General features: G+C 66.6%; 17 protein-coding genes. 10 read left to right on the top strand and 7 right to left on the bottom strand.

The window, feature by feature from the left end:
* Positions 1-5: 5 nt before the first annotated feature.
* Entirely contained in the window at positions 6-869 is an 864-nt protein-coding gene (locus IRT45_RS26755) for an ABC transporter permease (RefSeq protein WP_030514081.1), read from the bottom strand.
* 4 nt (positions 870-873) lie between these two features.
* Positions 874-1,692: an ABC transporter permease gene (locus IRT45_RS26750; protein ID WP_194808625.1), complete on the bottom strand. Its 819-nt coding sequence runs from the start codon at positions 1,690-1,692 to the stop codon at positions 874-876.
* 541 nt (positions 1,693-2,233) lie between these two features.
* Here IRT45_RS26750 and IRT45_RS26745 point away from each other — a divergent pair.
* The 8 genes from IRT45_RS26745 (at position 2,234) to IRT45_RS26710 (ending at position 11,035) form a co-directional block, all read left to right on the top strand.
* Entirely contained in the window at positions 2,234-2,905 is a 672-nt protein-coding gene (locus tag IRT45_RS26745) for a serine protease (RefSeq protein ID WP_194808624.1), read from the top strand.
* A gap of 172 nt (positions 2,906-3,077) precedes the next feature.
* Positions 3,078-3,590, top strand: coding sequence for a DUF6764 family protein (locus IRT45_RS26740; RefSeq protein ID WP_228535192.1), 513 nt, complete (start codon positions 3,078-3,080; stop codon positions 3,588-3,590).
* 163 nt (positions 3,591-3,753) lie between these two features.
* A complete protein-coding gene (locus IRT45_RS26735) occupies positions 3,754-4,920 on the top strand; it encodes a serine hydrolase domain-containing protein (protein WP_194808647.1) in 1,167 nt (388 codons plus the stop codon).
* 51 nt (positions 4,921-4,971) lie between these two features.
* Entirely contained in the window at positions 4,972-6,375 is a 1,404-nt protein-coding gene (locus IRT45_RS26730) for a cytochrome P450 (protein ID WP_194808622.1), read from the top strand.
* Between the two features lie 352 nt (positions 6,376-6,727).
* Complete coding sequence (locus tag IRT45_RS26725) at positions 6,728-7,627, top strand: L,D-transpeptidase (RefSeq protein ID WP_375540159.1); 900 nt, start codon at positions 6,728-6,730, stop codon at positions 7,625-7,627.
* Positions 7,628-7,909: 282 nt separating this feature from the next.
* Positions 7,910-8,827 carry a carbohydrate ABC transporter permease gene (locus IRT45_RS26720; RefSeq protein ID WP_375540158.1) on the top strand — a complete coding sequence of 306 codons (918 nt, stop codon included), beginning with the start codon at positions 7,910-7,912 and terminating at the stop codon, positions 8,825-8,827.
* Positions 8,824-9,696: a carbohydrate ABC transporter permease gene (locus IRT45_RS26715; protein WP_194808620.1), complete on the top strand. Its 873-nt coding sequence runs from the start codon at positions 8,824-8,826 to the stop codon at positions 9,694-9,696. The genes IRT45_RS26720 and IRT45_RS26715 overlap by 4 nt, the downstream gene beginning before the upstream one ends.
* A gap of 19 nt (positions 9,697-9,715) precedes the next feature.
* Entirely contained in the window at positions 9,716-11,035 is a 1,320-nt protein-coding gene (locus IRT45_RS26710; RefSeq protein WP_309241163.1) for an ABC transporter substrate-binding protein, read from the top strand.
* Here the strand turns inward: IRT45_RS26710 and IRT45_RS26705 are convergent, their stop codons facing one another.
* Genes IRT45_RS26705 through IRT45_RS26695 form a run of 3 tightly spaced genes read right to left on the bottom strand, consistent with a single transcriptional unit; the run spans position 11,036 to position 14,315 of the window.
* Positions 11,036-13,066: a M13-type metalloendopeptidase gene (locus IRT45_RS26705; protein WP_194808619.1), complete on the bottom strand. Its 2,031-nt coding sequence runs from the start codon at positions 13,064-13,066 to the stop codon at positions 11,036-11,038.
* Positions 13,067-13,456, bottom strand: coding sequence for a DUF397 domain-containing protein (locus IRT45_RS26700; protein ID WP_194808618.1), 390 nt, complete (start codon positions 13,454-13,456; stop codon positions 13,067-13,069).
* 10 nt (positions 13,457-13,466) lie between these two features.
* Positions 13,467-14,315 (bottom strand): DUF5753 domain-containing protein, encoded by an 849-nt coding sequence (locus IRT45_RS26695; RefSeq protein WP_194808617.1) that lies wholly within the window; start codon positions 14,313-14,315, stop codon positions 13,467-13,469.
* Between the two features lie 117 nt (positions 14,316-14,432).
* Between IRT45_RS26695 and IRT45_RS26690 the strand changes: the two genes are divergently transcribed.
* Complete coding sequence (locus tag IRT45_RS26690; RefSeq protein ID WP_036507404.1) at positions 14,433-14,948, top strand: hypothetical protein; 516 nt, start codon at positions 14,433-14,435, stop codon at positions 14,946-14,948.
* A gap of 10 nt (positions 14,949-14,958) precedes the next feature.
* Here IRT45_RS26690 and IRT45_RS26685 read toward each other — a convergent pair whose 3' ends face one another.
* Positions 14,959-15,585 (bottom strand): DUF4190 domain-containing protein, encoded by a 627-nt coding sequence (locus tag IRT45_RS26685; RefSeq protein WP_194808616.1) that lies wholly within the window; start codon positions 15,583-15,585, stop codon positions 14,959-14,961.
* Between the two features lie 51 nt (positions 15,586-15,636).
* A complete protein-coding gene (locus IRT45_RS26680; protein WP_194808615.1) occupies positions 15,637-16,437 on the bottom strand; it encodes a pirin-like bicupin family protein in 801 nt (266 codons plus the stop codon).
* Positions 16,438-16,532: 95 nt separating this feature from the next.
* On the opposite strand from IRT45_RS26680, the gene IRT45_RS26675 reads away from it, so the two are divergent.
* Positions 16,533-17,900 carry a hypothetical protein gene (locus tag IRT45_RS26675; protein ID WP_194808614.1) on the top strand — a complete coding sequence of 456 codons (1,368 nt, stop codon included), beginning with the start codon at positions 16,533-16,535 and terminating at the stop codon, positions 17,898-17,900.
* The last annotated feature ends 135 nt before the right edge of the window (positions 17,901-18,035 follow it).

Below are 18,035 nucleotides of genomic sequence, written 5' to 3'. Positions count from 1 at the left end.
CCCCTCTATCCCGAGATCCTGATGCCCGGGTTCACGCCCCAGATCGCCAGCGTCATGAACAGGTCGGCGAAGACGACCGCGATGATGCAGAGCTTGATCGCCCGGCCCGCGGCCACACCGACACCCTCGGGACCGCCCGAGGCGAAGAAGCCGTAGTAGCACTGGATGAAGGTCGTGATCGCCACGAAGAGAATGGCTTTCAGCAACGACCACAGCACGTCGTGCGGTACCAGGAATTGATAGAAGTAGTGCTGGAAGGTGCCCGACGCCGTGCCGCCGATGAACCCGACCGTGATGGAACACGACAGGTAGGCGACCGGCAGCGCCAGGCAGTACAGGGGCACGATCGCGATCATCGCGGCGATCATCCGGGTGCTGACCAGATAGGGCAGCGGCCGGATCGCCTGCGATTCCAGCGCGTCGATCTCCTCGGCGATGCGCATCGAACCCAGCTGGGCGGTGAAGCGGCAGCCGGCCTGTGCGGCGAAGGCGAGGGTGGCGAGCATGGGCCCGAGCTCACGGGTGGTCGCGAAGGCGGAGATCGCACCGGTCAGCGGGCTCAGGCCGAGCAGGTTCAGCGAGGTGTAACCCTGGATGGCGACGGTCATACCGCCGAAGGCGCTGAGGATCAGGACTACGCCGATGGTGCCACCACCGACGATCAGACTGCCGTTACCCCAGGTGACGTCCGAGAGCAGCCGCCAGACTTCCTTCGGATAGTGCTTGAGCGCCAACGGCATCGAGCCGATCGAGCGCAGGAAGAAGAAGACTTGATGACCGACCCGCGCGAGCCAGTCCCGCGGGGCGCCGGCGGAGCTGCGGATCCGCTGCAGAGGCCGCAGTAGCGGCGGAACATAAGTTGACGACACCGGCTCAAACCATCTGTGGGGGGAACAGGGCGTTGTAGATCTGCGTGATGATCAGATTCGTGCCGAACAGCATCAGCGCGGACAACACCACGGCGGTGTTGACCGAGTTAGCGACACCGCCCGGGCCGCCGCGGGTGTTCAAGCCCGAATCACACGCGATGATCGCGGCCAGCAGGCCGAAGATCAGGGATTTGATCAACGCCACCAGCAAATCGCTGGTCACCGCGAACGACGCGAACGTGCCGATATAGGAGCCGGGGGTGCCGTTCTGAGCGAAGATGTTGAAGATGTAGCCGGTCAGGAAGCCGACGAAGATCACGAATCCGCACAGCAGCACCGACACCAGCATGGCGGCGCCGAGCCGGGGAGCCACGAGCCGGCGCATCGGGTCGACGCCCATGACCTTCATGGCGTCGATTTCCTCGCGGATGGTGCGGGAGCCGAGGTCGGCGCAGATCGCCGAGCCGACGGCGCCGGCGATCATCAGCGAGGTGACCAGCGGCGCGCCCTGCTGAATGATGCCCAGACCGTTGGCCGCGCCGATGAACGAGGTGGCGCCGACCTGCTGCGCGACCGAACCCACCTGAATGGAGACGATGACGCCGATCGGAATTGCGACCAGCAAGGTGGGCGCGGCGGCGACACTTGCCATGAATGCGCACTGCCGGACGAATTCACCGAACGGGAAGCGACGACGGAAGATGGCGACGAACAGTTCCGCGACCGCGGAGAAGCCCATCGTGATCTGTCGACCGAAGGTCTCGAGGGACCGCTTGGGGTGATCCTGCCAGTACGCCTTCGTCCAGTCCGCCGCGACACTCATTCTCGATGGTGAACTAATTGCCCCCGACCCGTCCGGACCGTTGGTGACTTGCACTGGCTACCCCTCTCGACGCCGGTTACCCGCCCCGACGACTGTTTCGCTTGAGGCACCTTACTACGGAGTTAGGAAAAACACAGCACAAAGTGTGGCTGTCGTCATAGACCCAGATCACGTTGGTTCCGGACCTGTGATCGGGCCCACCAGGCTGGTATCGATCACAATGAACACGACCATTTCCTAGAACATGTTCTAGCTTCCTGATCGAATGTCCAACTCGGGATCCGACACCCCTTTTATCGGATTGAAATTCTCGTTATTAAGATTTGCCCCGAATACTGACGAAAGCCTATAGCGAGTGCCCGCGAAAGAGCGGTCGTCGCAAGCAGGTGTCGCATCTCGTCGGCCTCGTACGTGTCGTCGCGTGGCCACGGCATCGATCCAGCAAACTGCATGGCCATACCGGGCGCACTCGGGCCCGAGAACTGCAAGGATGTAGTCCGACAAGGCTGATATCGTGCGGACTTCCGACGTCTGGAGGGAAATGTTCAACACACTCGTCAGGGCGGCTCATGCCGCCTTCGCCGTAGCTCTGGGCGCGGCGCTGCTCGGGACGGGCGCGGGGGTCGCGCAAGCCGGTCCCGGATCGCCGGTGATCGGCGGCGGCTCGGGAATCATCATCGACAACCAGTTCGAGTGCACCGTCACGACCATCGGCCACGACGCCGGTGGCCGCCTGGTGGGCCTGACCGCCGGTCACTGCGGCGAGGCGGGTTCGGAGGTGTGGTCCGAACAGGACCGCGGCGCCGGCGTGATCGGACATTTCGTCTACTCCAATCACGACCTCGACTACGCGGTCATCCAATTCGATCCGGGCCACGTCACTCCGGTCAATCGGATCGGCAACGTGACGATCACCAACGTCGGGGCACCGGCCCAGTTCCCCAGCATCGTCTGTAAGGAAGGCCGGACCACCGGCAATACGTGCGGCCTGGCCTTCGGCGACATCTTCCAGACCGACGAGACCTGGGCCGAGATGTGTGTCGTCGAGGGCGACTCCGGCGCCCCCGTCGTGATCGGCACCACCCTGGTCGGCATGGTGAACGCCTATCTGGCGGTGGCCTGCTTCGGGCCCGAGGTGGGCACCAACATGTCGGCGATCGTCAACGACATGAATGCGCGCGGCGGCGCGGGGGCGGGCTACGCGCCGATCTGATCAGCGGCACGACAACCCTTGTAACGGGCGGCGATTCGGGTATCACATCCGAGTCGCCGCCCGTTTTCCGTGCCCGGGGCGGGGCCGGCCGCGCGGCGCGGATCGGGTCGGCCGCCGCGGGATCCGGATATGGTGAGGATTGCCGGCCCGAAAGGAGCACTCCGTGAAGGTGATGAGCGCGATCACAGGTTGGGCCGTCGCGGCCGGGGCCGTCGTGTGCTGGGCCACCGGCACCGCCTCGGCAACCACCGTGCACTGCGACGCCGACCGCAACCGCGATATCACGATCATCGCCGAGACCACGGCATGCCGTGCTACGGGCGATGATTCCGGTCATGCCCGATCGGCGGGAATCGACGGCGTCGGCTATGCCAAGGCAACCGCGGGTGCGCTGGCCCTCGGCCTGGGCGCCGGGGGCGGGATCGGGGCCAGCGAGGGCGCGGCCGGTCTGCCGGTCGCGGTCGGGATGGGGCCCGATGCCTTCGCCTTCACCTCCCTCGCTCCGGAGCCCGTTCCCGGCCGGATCGGGCTCTCGTTCGCGATGAACGGTTCACAGGCGCAAGTGATTTCGGGTGAGCGCAGCACCGTCTGCCTCGGCTCGGCGGCGCTGGCCTGGGATTCCCGAACCGGCGCGGTCTGTCTGGCAACGCCGTTCGGGTTGTGGCGGGTCGCGGCCGCGCACTGAGCACGGTTCAGGGGCTCACCTACCCTGGCAGGTAGGCGTAACGACGCCGCGGCGACGCGGCGGCAGGAGGTCTTCACAGGTGGATTCGGCACGTTCGCGGCAGGCAGCCGAGGTGGAAGCGGCGCAGGTGGCGGGGGCCGCCGATACCAACGACGCACCGCAGATGGTCATCGACCCACGATTCGTGCCGGTCGTGCACCATTTCTTCCGGCTGTTCCCACGGCCCAACCGGGGCGGCGGCGCGTTCGCGGTCTTCCTGCACGGGCGGCCCGTCGTCGATGTGTGGGCGGGCTGGTCGGCGCCGGATCAGCGCTGGCAGTCCGACACGGTGGCCCTGAGCTTTTCCACCGGTAAGGGTGTGGTCACCACGGTGCTGCATCGAATCGCCGAACGCGGGCTGGTCGATTACGACGCCCCGGTGGCCGAATACTGGCCGGAATTCGCCGCGAACGGCAAGCAGGACATCACCGTCCACGAGGTGCTCTCCCATCGCGCCGGACTGCACAAGGTGCGCGGCCTGGCCACCGATGCCGACGGCATCCTCGATTACGACGCGATGATCGCGGCGCTGGCCGCGGCCGAACCGGATCCACGGCGGTTACAGGGGTCGGGATATCACGCGGTGACCTTCGGCTGGCTGGTCGCCGAGATCGTGCAGCGGGCGACCGGCGAGCCGTTCACCGAGGTGTTGCGGCACGAGATCGCCGAACCGCTGCAGACCGAGGAGTTCTGGTACCGGGTGCCCGAATCCGAGCGCTACCGCATCGCCCGCACCTTCCCGCGGTTGCGTATTCCCGGGCTGCGCTGGGATACCGCCTCGAAGGTGATCGCCCGCAGCCGCACGGTCGGCGCGATCGCCGAGGCCGGGATGCCGGCGGGCTTCGATGTACTGGTCGGCGATCCGCGCGTGCACGACGCGGTGATGCCCGGCTTCAACGGGGTGTTCTCCGCTCGTGCCCTGGCCCGGATGTACGGCGCCCTGGCGAACGAGGGCCGGGTGCTGCTGCCCGACCGGACCTGGAGCGAACCACTGCTGCGCCCGGAAACCATCGAGAACGTCAATCACGTGCAACGCAGCGAACATCGCGACTACGTCATCGGCGTACCCGTGCCGTTCACTCTGGGATACCACCGGCCGCCGATCGCCTCGCGTCGCCCGCTGCGCCGGGCGTTCGGCCATTACGGCGTGGGTGGTTCCGGTGCGTTCGCCGATCCGGAATCGGGCATGTCGGTCGCCTTCGTCACCAATCGCCTGGGTAATTCGCTGAACACGATCGGCGACGGGCGGCTGGCCCGATTGGCCGCGGAGGCCCGCGCGGCACTCGGCTGACGGGGCACGGACCGCATCGAACCCGGGCCGTGGCTGCTTCGTGTGCTGGGTATGCGCGCAGCAACAGCAGGCCGGCATCGCCTCCCGCAGATTTCCGGCGAACGGGCCGTGCCCCGGCAACCGCGGTGGGTCGCGGCGCACGCGCTGGCGGCCGGAATCGATTTCGATCGGTACTTCCGGCTGCGCCGCGCGCACGACGGCGATCCGTTTCTGGTCCGCTTCCCGGGATTCGGCGCGGTATTGTTCACGGGGACACCGGGCGGCACGAAGGAATTTCTCCGGTCGCCGATCGGAATTCTGCATCCGCCGCAACCGAATCCCATTGAACCGCTTATCGGTTCGGCCTCATTGATACTCGCCCGTGATCAGCGTCATCGCAATGATCGCACGGTGCTGACGCCCGCATTTCATCGCGCGCGAATTGCGCAGTACGGCACGGTAATTCGGGACAGCACCCGCGACGAACTCGGCGGCGCCGGCGCCGGTCCCGCGTGGCTGCCGGGAACGGTGATCGATGCGCGGGCGGCGGCGCGGGCGCTGACGCTGCGGGTGATCCTCACACTGATCTTCGGCGCCGACGATCCACGCCGGCGCGACACCTACACCGCCGCGGTCGGCGAATTCCTCACCGCCTTCACCGGGCCGCTGATGCTCGTTCCCGCGTTGCGGCACAGTGCATTCGGTGTGTCGCCGTGGGACCGATTCGTGCGGGCGCGCACCGGGCTGGACGCGCTGCTCGACGCCGATATCGCCGCACGGCGGGAGACCGGCACGCCCGGTGACGGTGCGCTCGGTGTGCTGTCGACCGCCCGCTACGAGGACGGCAGCGGGGTGAGCGATGCCGATCTGCGCGAACAACTGCGCACGCTGCTGGTGGCCGGTCACGAGACCACGGCCACGAGTCTGGTGTGGGCGCTGTTCCGGTTGCACCGCGACCCCGGCGCGCTGGCCCGGCTGCGCGCCGAAGTGAGTTCCGCGGGGCCCGACGCCGATCCCGGGGAGCTGGCCGGTCTTCCGTATCTGAATGCGGTGTGCCAGGAGACTTTGCGACTGCATCCGCCGGTGCCGATCGTGCTGCGGCGGCTCACCGGCCCGCACACGGTTTGCGGGGTGGAACTGGCCGAGGGGGACACGATGGGGGTCGCGATTCCGCTCGTGCATTCGGATCCCGAAACCTGGGACGAGCCCGAGCGGTTCCGGCCGGAGCGGTTCCTGGACCGCCGGTACGGACCGTTCGAATACCTGCCCTACGGCGGCGGCCATCGCCGCTGTCTCGGCGCCACCCTGGCCGACTACGAATTGCGAATCGCGCTCGCCACCATCGTGAGTCGGGTCGAGTTGTCGCTGCTCCCGCGGTATCGGCATGGCCGAATTCCGCGCTCGGTGCCGCACAACATCGCGACCGGTCCGCATCGCGGTATCCGCTTCACGGTGGAGGGAATCCGCCATCCGTGAAGTGATTTGTCTCACAATGAGGTTTGCTGGGTATCGATCCGGCTCTTATCCACCCACCCGGACCTCGAACCCGACTCGCCGATGCGAACGGGACTTTCACCCTGTCACCACTACGCCACTCACCCACGGTGACGGATCACACAGGTGGGGCGCGGACTTCATAACTGGCGGAACGCAATTGGCCGATGCCCGCGAGAGATGTAGTAATGGATGCCGGGCCGGGGCCTGATAGACCGTTCGCGCACCCGCGCGCGAATATTCCTGTGCGCCGTGGCGCGCGATGTAGGTGGGAGAGGACGAAACGGCTGTGCGCACCACAACCTGTCGGAAGCCCGTTCGGGACGAGACCAGCCTGTCCAAGCGGACCGGCCTGTTAGCCCTCGCGGCGACCTCCTTGGCGGTTACCGCCGCCGGTGCCATCGCCATGGCGCCCGCCTCGGCAGCACCGCTGTGGCCCGGAGGGCCCGATGTTCCCGGCGCTCCGGCCGTCGTGCAGGCGCCGCAGCCCGAACCCGGTGCCGCGCCGGTGAAGAACCCGCCGCCGCTGCCGCAGGCGAATTTCGCCGCGCCGAGCATCAGCCCCGGCGACGGCGACGTGGTCGGCGTCGCGCAGCCCATCATCATCAACTTCAAGGATCCCGTCGGCGACCACGCCGCGGCGGAGAAGGCCATCCGGATCACCTCCAGCAATGCCACCCACGGCCACTTCTACTGGCGCGGTGACAAGCAGGTGCGGTGGCGGCCGGAGGAGTTCTGGCCCGCCAACTCCGACATCACCGTCGAGGCCGGCGGCACCAAGGTCGCCTACAAGGTGGGCGACGCGGTCGTCGCCACCGCCGACGACGCGACCCACATGATCACCGTCACCCGCAACGGTGAGGTCATCAAGACCATGCCGACCTCGATGGGCAAGAAGGACCACGAAACCCCCAACGGCACCTACTACGTCGGGGAGAAGAACCGGAAGATGATCATGGACTCCTCGACCTACGGGGTCCCGATCACCGATCCGCAGGGCTACAAGCTCGAGGTCGAGTACGCGACCCGGCTGTCCAACAGCGGCATCTTCGTCCACGCCGCCCCGTGGTCGCTCGCCCAGCAGGGTGTGTCCGACTCCAGCCACGGCTGCCTGAACGTCAGCACCGAGGACGCCCAGTGGTTCTTCGACAACGCGCAGAAGGGTGATCCCGTGGTGGTGACGAACTCCACCGGAAACCTCAGCGCCGGTGACGGTATGGGCGACTGGAGCTAGGCTCCTCCGCCGCTGCGCGTATTTTGCGGGCCGTGAGTGCCGCGAGATGTGGTTGGCGGGGCGGCGGTAAGTGGCCGCTGTGGCTTGCCGGGCATTGCCGTGTTCGGGTGGTGACGGCGGGCTCGGGGTTTGGCGGAAATGGCGGCCGTCGCGGTGTCGGACTTCTAGGATCTGCTCATGGCCGGGGTGTCCGAGAATGATCATCCGACGCCCGGTCGAGAGTTCAGTGGTTCGGTGCCCGGGGTTCTCCGGGCGTTCGCTGGGGGCAGGCAGACTGCGGCGGTGCGGAGCCGGCCGGAGCGAGTGTTGCCGCTGAACCGGGGACGGCGGCGGCCGTGGGGGGATTACGGGCTGTTCTTCGTGCTGGTCGTGCCGAATCTGGTGCTGCTCGGGCTGTTCGTCTACCGTCCGCTGATCGACAACATCCGGCTGTCGTTCACCGACTGGAATCTCGCCGAACCCTTCGCGCACTTCGTCGGAGCGCGCAACTACCGCGAGTGGTGGACGCGGGCGGACACCTGGCAGATCGTCGGCAATACCGTCGTCTTCACCGTCTTCGCGGTCGGCGGCAGTATGGTGCTGGGTCTCGGGCTGGCCCTACTGCTCGATCGGAAACTGTTCGGCCGCAACGTGGTTCGATCGGTGATCTTCGCGCCGTTCGTGATCTCCGGCGCGGCGATCGGGGTGGCGTTCCAGTTCATCTTCGATCCGGGCTTCGGCCTGGTGCAGGATCTGCTGCACCGCATCGGCATCGCGAATGTGCCGGATTTCTATCAGGAACCGCACTGGGCACTGTTCATGGTGACGGTGACCTACATCTGGAAGAACCTGGGCTACACCTTCGTCATCTACCTGGCCGCGCTACAGGGTGTGCAACGTGATCTGCTGGAAGCGGCCGCGATCGACGGCGCCGGACGGTGGGCCACCTTCACCCGCGTACTGCTGCCGCAGCTGCGGCCCACCACGTTCTTCCTGTCGATCACCGTCATGCTGAATTCACTGCAGGTATTCGACATCATCAATGTGATGACGCGCGGCGGGCCACTGGGCACCGGTACGACGACCATGGTCTATCAGGTCTACCAGGAAAGCTTCCGGAATTTCCGCGCCGGATACGGTGCCACGGTCGCGACGATCATGTTCGTGGTGCTGCTGATCATCACGCTGGTCCAGGTGCGAGTGATGGATCGAGACGAATGACGAGCGCGACGGTAGCGCCCGCCACCCGCGGCCGGCAACGGAAACGACTGCTGGCCACCGTTTTCGGCTACGCGGCGATGGTGTGCGTACTGATCGTCGTCGGGGTGCCGCTGTTCTGGATTCTGATCACCTCGTTCAAGGCGCGGCCCGATATCTACACTCAGCCGGCGGTGTGGTGGCCGCGCACGTGGCATCCGGAGAACTACCGCGAGGCCACGACCACGCTGCCGTTCTGGACCTTCCTCCGCAATTCGCTGATCGTCACCGCCGCCGTGTCCGCGGTCAAATTCGCGCTCGGCGTCTTCAGCGCCTACGGGCTCGTCTTCCTGCGCTTTCCGGGGAAGACGCTGATCTTCCTCGCGATCATCGCCGCGCTGATGGTGCCGAACCAGATCACCGTGATCTCCAACTACGCGCTGATCGCCCAGGTGGGGTGGCGCAATACGCTGCTGGGCATCATCGTGCCGCTGTGCGGGGTGGCATTCGGCACCTTTCTGATGCGTAATCACTTTCTCTCCCTGCCGGTTTCGGTGATCGAGGCCGCGCGCATCGACGGTGCGAACTGGTGGCAGCTGCTGATCCGGGTGGTACTGCCCATGTCCGGCCCGACGATGGTGGCGTTCGCGGTGGTCACGCTCGTCAACGAATGGAACGAATATCTGTGGCCGTTCCTTATGGCCGACGACTCCGGCGTCGCGACCCTGCCCGTCGGCTTGACACTGCTGCAGAACACCGAAAATCCCAGCGTCACCAACTGGGGGCCGGTGATGGCCGGAACCCTGCTGACCATGCTGCCGATTCTGGTGGTGTTCGTGCTGCTGCAGCGGCACATGATCAAGGGACTCACCACCGGTGCCGTCAAAGGATGATTCGCACGAGGAGAGTGCCGTGACCCGACCACGCACACTGACCCGTCGCGGATTTCTCACCGCCACCTCGGCGGCCGCCGGGCTGGCCCTGTCTGCGTGTGCGGGGATGGGTGGCAGCACCGGTGTCGGCGGCGATCCGAATACGATCATCTTCTGGTCGAATCATCCGGGCACCTCGAAGAATCAGGAAACCGAGCTGATCAACCGGTTCCACGCGCAGCATCCCGATCTGACGGTGAAGCTGGTGGACGCCGGGCGCAATTACGAAGAGGTGGCGCAGAAGTTCAATGCCGCGCTGACGGGCGGCGCCCTGCCGGATGTCGTTGTGCTCTCGGACGTCTGGTGGTTCAACTATGCGTTGAACAAGGCCATCGAACCGCTCGACGAGCACATCGCGGCCGCCGGAGTGCCGCTGGCGGACTACGTCGACAGCTTCGTCGACGACTACCGGTTCGCCGGAAAGCTGTGGGCGCTGCCGTATGCGCGCTCGACTCAGATCTTCTGCTACAACCGTGCTCTGTGGGCCCGCGCCGGACTGCCCGACCGCGGTCCGCGGAGCTGGCAGGAATTCGACGAATGGGGACCCGAACTGCAACGTGCCATCGGCGCGGGGAAGTGGGCGCACGGCTGGGGTGATGCCAAGAACTATCTGGCCTGGACATTTCAAGGACCGAACTGGACCTTCGGCGGGGCCTACTCGGATCGGTGGACACTGAAGTTCTCCGATCCCCGCACGATCGAGGCGGGAAACTTCCTGCGCGACATGATCAATCGCACACGCTACGCCGCCATCCGCCCACAGCTGGCCGTGGATTTCGGCACCGGCGTGGTGGGCTCGGCCATCACCTCCACCGGCGATATCAAGGGCATCGTCGCCAATGCGGCGGGCAAACTCGACTTCGCCACGGCCTTCCTGCCGCATCCGAACGGGCCGGGATGCACCACCGGTGGTGCGGGACTGGCGATTCCGTCGCGCATCTCCGATCAGCGCAAGGCCAACGCACTGCGCTTCGTCGAGTTCATCACGAATCCGGTGAACACCGCCTATTTTTCACAGGCGACGGGCTATATCCCCGTGCGCAAGTCGGCGGTCCACGATCCGTCGGAACAGCAATTCCTCGCCGCCAACCGCAATTTCGCGACGGCCGTCGACCAGCTGCCGCTGACTCGTTCGCAGGACTACGCCCGGGTGTTCCTGCCCGGCGCCGATCAGATCATCGGCACCGGGCTGGAACAGATCGGACTGCAGAACCGGGACGTGACGTCGGCCTTCGCCGATATCACCGATCGGCTGCAGACCATCTACGACCGGCAGATCGAACCGAAACTGCCGCGGTAGTCACCAGATCCGCACGCGCTCGGTGGGTTCCAGGTACAACGCGTCACCCGGTTCGACCGCGAACGCCTCGTGGAATCCGTCCAAATTGCGGACCACGCCGTTGCACCGGAACTCCGGCGGAGAATGCGGGTCGACGGCCAGCCGGCGGATCGCCTCCTCGTCGCGGGCCTTCGTCCGCCACACCTGCGCCCAGCCGAAGAACACTCGCTGCAGCCCGGTCAATCCGTCGATCACCGGCGGCTCGGCGCCGTCGAGTGAGATCTTGTAGGCCTCCAACGCGATCGAGAGCCCACCCAGGTCACCGATGTTCTCGCCGATGGTGAATTCGCCGTTGACGGTGTGGCCGGGCAGCGCCTTCGGTTCGAACTGGTTGTACTGGTCGATCAACGCCTTGGTGCGCTTACCGAATTCGGACCGATCGGTTTCGGTCCACCAGTCGACCATATTGCCGTCGCCGTCGTATTTGCTGCCCTGATCGTCGAAGCCGTGGCCGATCTCGTGCCCGATCACCGCACCGATGCCGCCGTAGTTGGCGGCGTCGTCGGCGTTCATGTCGAAGAACGGCGGTTGCAGAATCGCCGCCGGGAACACGATCTCGTTCATGCCCGGGTTGTAGTAGGCGTTCACCGTCTGCGGCGTCATGAACCACTCGCCGCGGTCGACCGGGCCGCCGAGCTTGTTCATATCGCGGTCGTGGTCGGCGGCGTAGCCACTGCGGTAGTTGCCGACCGGATCGGCGGGATCGACGCGGACCGCGGAATAGTCGCGCCAGGTATCGGGGTAGCCGATCTTCGGGGTGAACCGCTCCAGCTTGGCGAGCGCGGCCTCCCGGGTCTCCGGGCTCATCCACTCCAGTTCACTGATGTTGCGGCGGTAGGCCTCGATCAGATTCGCCACCAGCTCCTGCATCCGCTGTTTCGCCTCGGGCGGGAAGTGTTCGGCGACATAGATTTTCGCGACCGCTTCGCCGAGCAGATCCTGCACCAGCGAGACGCCGCGCTTCCAGCGCTCGCGATTCTCCTGAGCGCCGGTGAGGGTGCGCCCGTAGAAGTCGAAACTCTCCTCGACGATCGCGGCGGTCAGATACGGCGCACGTGCCCGCAGCACCCGCCAGCTCGCCCACGCCTGCCAGTCCTCGAGCGGCTCGGCAGCCCACAGCTGCGCGAAGGTACGCGCGTAATCGGGCTGGCGCACGATGACTTCGGCGAACAACTCGGTGCCGGAGGCCGAGACCCCCGCGGCCAGCTCCTCGGTCCACGCCGTCCAGTCGAATTCCGGGTTCGCGGCGGCGAGGTCGGCGAACGTGGTGAGGTTGTAGCTCAACTCGGCGTCCCGGCGGCGCACCACATCCCAATGCCCCGCGGCCAGTTTGCGCTCCAGCTCGAAGACGCGCTGCGGATCGTACTCGAGCGCGGCCAGCTGGAACATGCGCCGGATGTGCTCGACGTATTTGGTGCGGATCTCGGCGTAATCGTCGTTGCGGTAATACGATTCGTCCGGCAGGCCGAGCCCGGACTGGGTCAGGTTGACCAGATAGCGCTGCGAATTCTTGTCGTCGGTATCGACGTAGGCGCCGACCGCCCCGCCCACACCGGTGCGCTGCAGCCGGCCCAGCAGCACAGCGAGTTCACCGCGATCCTTCACCCCGCGCACCGCCCCCAGTTCCGCGGCGATCGGGGTGAGCGCGGCGGCCTCCACCGCCTCCTCGTCCATGAAGCTGTTGTAGAGGTCGGCGATCTTGCGGGCCTCCTCCGCGTCCGGCACCGAGGCCACGGTTCCGGCCGCCAAGTCCTGGATGATCTTCTTGACGTCCAGTTCGGCCTGGTCGTAGAGGGTGCGGAACGCTCCGTCGACCGCGCGATCGGCGGGAATGTCGTAGGTGTCCAGCCATTTGCCGTTGACGTGCGCGAACAGGTCGTCCTGTACCCGCACAGCGTCGTCGCGATAGGTCAGATCGATGCCCGAGGGAGTCGTCACGTCGAAAGTCACGACCTCCAGTATGCCGACGACGGCGTCGCGCCGCCGCCGCATTCAGCCCGGTGCGGCGGTCGCCGCCGGGATGCGGTCGAATTCGCCGTCCCGGGCGCCGGCCAGGAATGCCCGCCACTCGCCGGGAGTGAACGACAGTGCGGTGGTGTCGTGGATCAGCACCGCGCCACCATCCGCCGCGGGGCGAACGTGCAGGTCACCCGCGCTGTCACCGTGCAGGACCCGGCGCAGGAAAGCCATCCAGGCGGGCGCGTCGACGGTGATGATCGGCTCGAGCTCGGGTCTGTTCGCGGGATCGCGGCGGTATTTGCTGTCACGGATCTGCACCGCGTCACCGTCGAAACGGACCTCGACGCACTGGTTGCCGTTGTTGGTGCGCGTGGAGGTGAACCAGGGTGTGACCTCCGGCCGATACCTCGCGGGGGTGGGCATGGGCCGGAGTTTACACCGCTGCGTATTTCTCGATCAGCGCCAATGATTCTGTGCGAGTGAGGGATTGATCGAGCGCTCGCACGAATGCGAACGCCAGGTCGTGCACCTGGTCGGGATTGTCGACCGGTGCGCCGAAGACCGCGCTCTCGGCCCAGCCGAAGGTCGGCAGATACTTTGAGGCGAAGTCCAGCAGATGAAAACTCGCCCCGCCGAGGATCGCGCCGTCGGGCGCCGCGAACGGGATGACCCGGATGTCCACATTCGGCCTGGTGCGCAACAGGCCGGCCAGATACTCCAACTGCGCACACAGCACTGCCTGACCGCCGACCTGCTGCAACAGGGTCGCCTCGCCGACCACGGCGGTGAGGGCGACGGGATCGTGGCCGTGCAACCGCTTGCGGCGGCGCATCCGCACCGCGACCAGCTGTTCGACCTGCGCCGGGCGGATCATCACATCGGCGGCGATCAGCGCCCGCGCATAGGCCTCCGTCTGCAGCATGCCGGGGACCACGAGGCTGTCGTAGCTGCGAATACTGTCCGCGCCGTATTCCATCCCGTAGTAGCGCTGCAGTTCCGGGCCGATCAGAGCCGAGCGGGTCCACCAGCCGCGCTCTTTCCCGGCGGCCAGCAAGCCGAGCAGTTCCGCCCGTTCCCGCTCGCCGACCGCCAGCAGATCCAGCACCGGGCCGATCGTGTTGCCGGTCAGCACCCGGCGGCCCTTCTCGACATGCGACCAATTCGCTGGGGTGAAGCCCACCGCCCGAGCGAAGCCGGCCGAGTCGAAGCCGCGTTGTTCGCGGAGTTCGCGCAGGCGACGGACCAATTCCCACCGGGCGACCACTGGCGAGGTAGGGGCCATGCGGGCAGATAGTACGCCGGCCACCGCGACACGCCGCTGACTATTGTCATTTCAACTGTACGGCGATACGGTCTGCGTATCGGTGGCACTGCACTCGACGACGAGACGAGGTTCGCCATGAGCACGCGCGACCCGATGGCCGGCGCGATCGAACCGAATATCACCACCATCACCACCGCGCCGCGCGCAGTCACCCAGGAAGCGCTGGTCCGCTGTCGTCGCTACCGCAAGGAGAACGGGCTCTACGGCATCGTCGAACCGGTCCGAGGTCGCATCCTGTTGGAAATAGGCCCGGTCGGCGCGATCACCGTGCCGGCCGCCCTCGGAGCTCCGATTCGCGAATACCTCACCGTGCGCGGACATCGCGGGCCGATCATCGGACATCCGCGGTCGGCACGCTGGACCTTCTTGACCGGACACGTCGACGAATCGGCCACCGACGCCGCGATCGCGTCCGATATGTTTCATCGCTGCGCCGCACTGGTCGCCCCGGGCACCACCATCGTGCTGCCCTCACCGGCCGACGAACGCACCGGATACCGGGTGTGGATCGACTCGCCGCACAGCGACTACCGGCCGGAACTGGCCGAGGTACTCACCGCAACCCGCCAGTGCCGGCCGGACCCGTACTGACCCGCGGCGATCAGGAGGTCGGCCGCGGACTCAGGGTCACGCTGTACTTGTTCTCCAGCGTCTGATTCCAATCACGTTGGCACTGGTCGATCTTCGACTGATCGCCGTTGGCCTTGTTCACGCAGTCGAGGAAATCCTTACCGCCGTTGTTGACGAAGAAGTTGACCCCGATGGCGGCGATCACGATCCCGGCGATCAAACCGAGCAGACCCAGGACGAGACCGGCCATCGCCATCCCGCCCCCGGCCGCGGTGCCGCGCCGCGCCTTCACCGTCGCGATGATGCCGAAGATCAGGGCGACCAGGCCGAACAGGATTCCGCCCAGCACCGTCCAGCAGGTCAGCAGGGCGATGATGCCGAGGACCAGCGCCGTGATGGCCAGCCCCTTGCCCTTGGGCTGTTCCCACGTGCCCTGTCCCGGCGGACCGGGATAACCGCCCGGAGGCGGTGGGGGATATCCACCCGGATACTGTCCGGGCTGCTGGCCGTACTGACCGGGTTGTTGTGCATACTGGCCCGGTTGCTGCGGATATTCGCCGGAACGGCCGGGATATTCGCCCGAGCGTCCGGGTTCGCCGCCCGACTGCGGATACGGTTCCGGCGGGGGGTAGTTCCCGGGCGGTGGATTCTCGGTCATCGCTGTCCTCTCCTCTAACGCACGGGCCCTCGACGGCCGCGTCTGCCGACTCTATTGGCCGCCGAGACGTGCGTGCATTTCCCACACCAGGACCTCCGCCGGAACCTCGGCGACGATGCGCTGCCCGCCGCTGCGGGTCATCCGCACCGCATCGCCCTCGTAGAGGGTTCCGACGCCCTCCATCTCGACCTCGCCGCGGGCGACGAAGACATGCAGGTAGGGCGCCTCGGGCAGGGTGATCGCCTGCCCCGCGGCGGCTCCCGCCACACCGGGCATACGCCCGACGTGCAGGGCGGAATGGCTGCTGCTGATCGCGATCGCGGTGCGATCGCGATAGCGCGGCATACCCGTGGCGACCGTGATCAGGCCGCCGCGGTCCAGTTCGTCGTCGATTTCCAGTTGCTGATATCCGGGAGTAATTCCAGGCTCGTCCGGTACTACCCACATCTGCACGAAATGAACCGCTTCGGAATGCGGAGACGTGCCGCCCTGTTCGGGCGGCAGCCGCCACGAATCATTCTTTTCCGAATGCAGAATTCCGGTTCCCGCGCTCATTCGCTGCGCCAATCCGGGATAGATGACACCGGCATGCCCGAGCGAATCCTGATGCACCAGAGAACCGTTCAGAACCCAGGTGACAATTTCCATATCGCGATGCGGATGAGTCTCGAATCCCTCGCCCGGCAACACGATGTCCTCGTTGTTCACCAGCAGCAGCCCGTGATGGGTGTTCTCCGGATCGTAATGCTCGCCGAACGAGAACGAATGCTTCGAATCCAGCCATGCCACACGGGTTTTCATGCGATCGCCGGCGCGATGAACATCAATGTGTGGTGTCGTGAGTGTGGACAACGGGGGTCCTCCTCTCGAGCTGCTGTCGAGGCCGCCGGGTAGATTCTACCGTGGCTGTGCACCGGCCCCGCACATTGATCCGGAGGTGAACCGAAATGCGACCCGACGCTGCGCGGCGGGCCGCGGTGGCCGCCGCCGTCCGCCGGCCCGGAATGCCGCGGCTGGCGCTGATCCGGTTCTCCGGACAGTTCGGCGACGGAATGTTTCAAGCGGCGCTGTCGGGCGCGATTCTGTTCAATCCCGAACGTGCCACCGATCCGCTGGCCATCGCGGGCGGGTTCGCGGTACTACTGCTGCCGTATTCGGTGATCGGACCGTATGCCGGAGCGATGCTGGACCGCTGGGACCGCCGGATGGTGTTGCTGATCGCCAACGTGCTGCGGGCGGTATTGATCGTGGTGACCGCGGTCGGGCTGTGGGCCGGAATCCGCGATACGCCGCTGTTGCTGCTGGCGCTCGCGGTGGTCGGGATCAGCCGATTCGTCCTGGCCGGGATCTCGGCGTCGCTGCCGCGGGTGCTCGAACAACGCTGGCTGGTGCCGATGAATTCGGTCCTGGCCACGGTGGCATCGGGATGTGCCGGAGCGGGCGCCGCGGCCGCGGTGGCGATCATCGGCGCGGTGGGCGCGGGCGACGTCGCGGGTGCGGTGGCGGTGGCGGCCAGTGCCTGCGGGTCGGTGATCTCGGCGGTGGCCGCGATCGGCTTCGCCCGCCATCAGCTCGGACCCGAACATCGCATCGGTGCGTCCGGCCGCGGTGCGACCGCCGAGTCCGTGCGCGCCGTGCTGACCGGTCTGCGCACCGGCGCCCGCGCGGTCGCCGAATCGCGGGATTGCACCACCGCGATGATCGGCGTCGGCACCCACCGCATCGTCTTCGGCGCCAACACCCTGCTCATGGTGCTGGTCCTGCGCCGCCCCAACGAATCCGGGATGTCGGCGAGTTCGGGACTGGTCGGTTTCGGCGTCGCGATCACCGCGGTCGCCGCGGGCATGCTGGCCGCCGCGGTGCTGACGCCGCTGCTGATTCCGCGGCTGGGGCGCCCGCGCACGGTGGTCGCCGGATTGTCGGCGGCGCTGCTGGTGCAGGCGACACTGGTCCCGCCGATCACCGTCGCCACCGGTGCCGCCGAACATCGGGCCCATCAACTGCTGCTGGCCGGCGCGTTCCTGCTCGGCCTGGCCGGGCAGATGGTGAAACTGACCGGCGACGCCACCCTGCAGATCGATGTCGACGACGCTCGGCGCGGACAGGTATTCGCCCTGCAGGACACGATTTTCAACATCACGTTCGTCGTCGCCGTCGCCCTGACCGCCCTGGTCATTCCCGCCGACGGCCGCTCCCTCGGCGTGGTGGCGGCCGGCGCCGGACTGTACGCGCTGGGGATCGCGGCGATCGCGGTCAACAGCCGCCGGCGCACGCCACGCGGTTGCTCCGGACGTTCGCAGACGCATCCCGGCTGATCGGTTAGATTGTTAGCCGCTGTGCTCGGTCCCAGCTGATGCGGTGACTGACAGTGCATGTCACCAGCGGTGCGAGTGGTAGTCGAGGAGTGCGGTGTTCGGGAACAACGCGACGGGGAGAGCTGCTGCCGACGG

The organism is Nocardia sp. BSTN01, from assembly GCF_015354405.1.
GTDB lineage: Bacteria > Actinomycetota > Actinomycetes > Mycobacteriales > Mycobacteriaceae > Nocardia.
Note: the sequence above shows the minus strand (reverse complement) of the source record. Positions and strands in the feature narration are given on the sequence as shown.

Excerpts from the sequence above, each read along its gene's own strand:
- IRT45_RS26750 (WP_194808625.1), bottom strand. The coding sequence starts at position 1,692 with ATGAGTGTCGCGGCGGACTGGACGAAGGCGTACTGGCAGGATCACCCC.
- IRT45_RS26745 (WP_194808624.1), top strand. The coding sequence starts at position 2,234 with ATGTTCAACACACTCGTCAGGGCGGCTCATGCCGCCTTCGCCGTAGCT.
- IRT45_RS26740 (WP_228535192.1), top strand. The coding sequence starts at position 3,078 with ATGAGCGCGATCACAGGTTGGGCCGTCGCGGCCGGGGCCGTCGTGTGC.
- IRT45_RS26735 (WP_194808647.1), top strand. The coding sequence starts at position 3,754 with ATGGTCATCGACCCACGATTCGTGCCGGTCGTGCACCATTTCTTCCGG.
- IRT45_RS26730 (WP_194808622.1), top strand. The coding sequence starts at position 4,972 with ATGCGCGCAGCAACAGCAGGCCGGCATCGCCTCCCGCAGATTTCCGGC.
- IRT45_RS26715 (WP_194808620.1), top strand. The coding sequence starts at position 8,824 with ATGACGAGCGCGACGGTAGCGCCCGCCACCCGCGGCCGGCAACGGAAA.
- IRT45_RS26705 (WP_194808619.1), bottom strand. The coding sequence starts at position 13,066 with ATGCGGCGGCGGCGCGACGCCGTCGTCGGCATACTGGAGGTCGTGACT.
- IRT45_RS26700 (WP_194808618.1), bottom strand. The coding sequence starts at position 13,456 with ATGCCCACCCCCGCGAGGTATCGGCCGGAGGTCACACCCTGGTTCACC.
- IRT45_RS26695 (WP_194808617.1), bottom strand. The coding sequence starts at position 14,315 with ATGGCCCCTACCTCGCCAGTGGTCGCCCGGTGGGAATTGGTCCGTCGC.
- IRT45_RS26690 (WP_036507404.1), top strand. The coding sequence starts at position 14,433 with ATGAGCACGCGCGACCCGATGGCCGGCGCGATCGAACCGAATATCACC.
- IRT45_RS26685 (WP_194808616.1), bottom strand. The coding sequence starts at position 15,585 with ATGACCGAGAATCCACCGCCCGGGAACTACCCCCCGCCGGAACCGTAT.
- IRT45_RS26675 (WP_194808614.1), top strand. The coding sequence starts at position 16,533 with ATGCGACCCGACGCTGCGCGGCGGGCCGCGGTGGCCGCCGCCGTCCGC.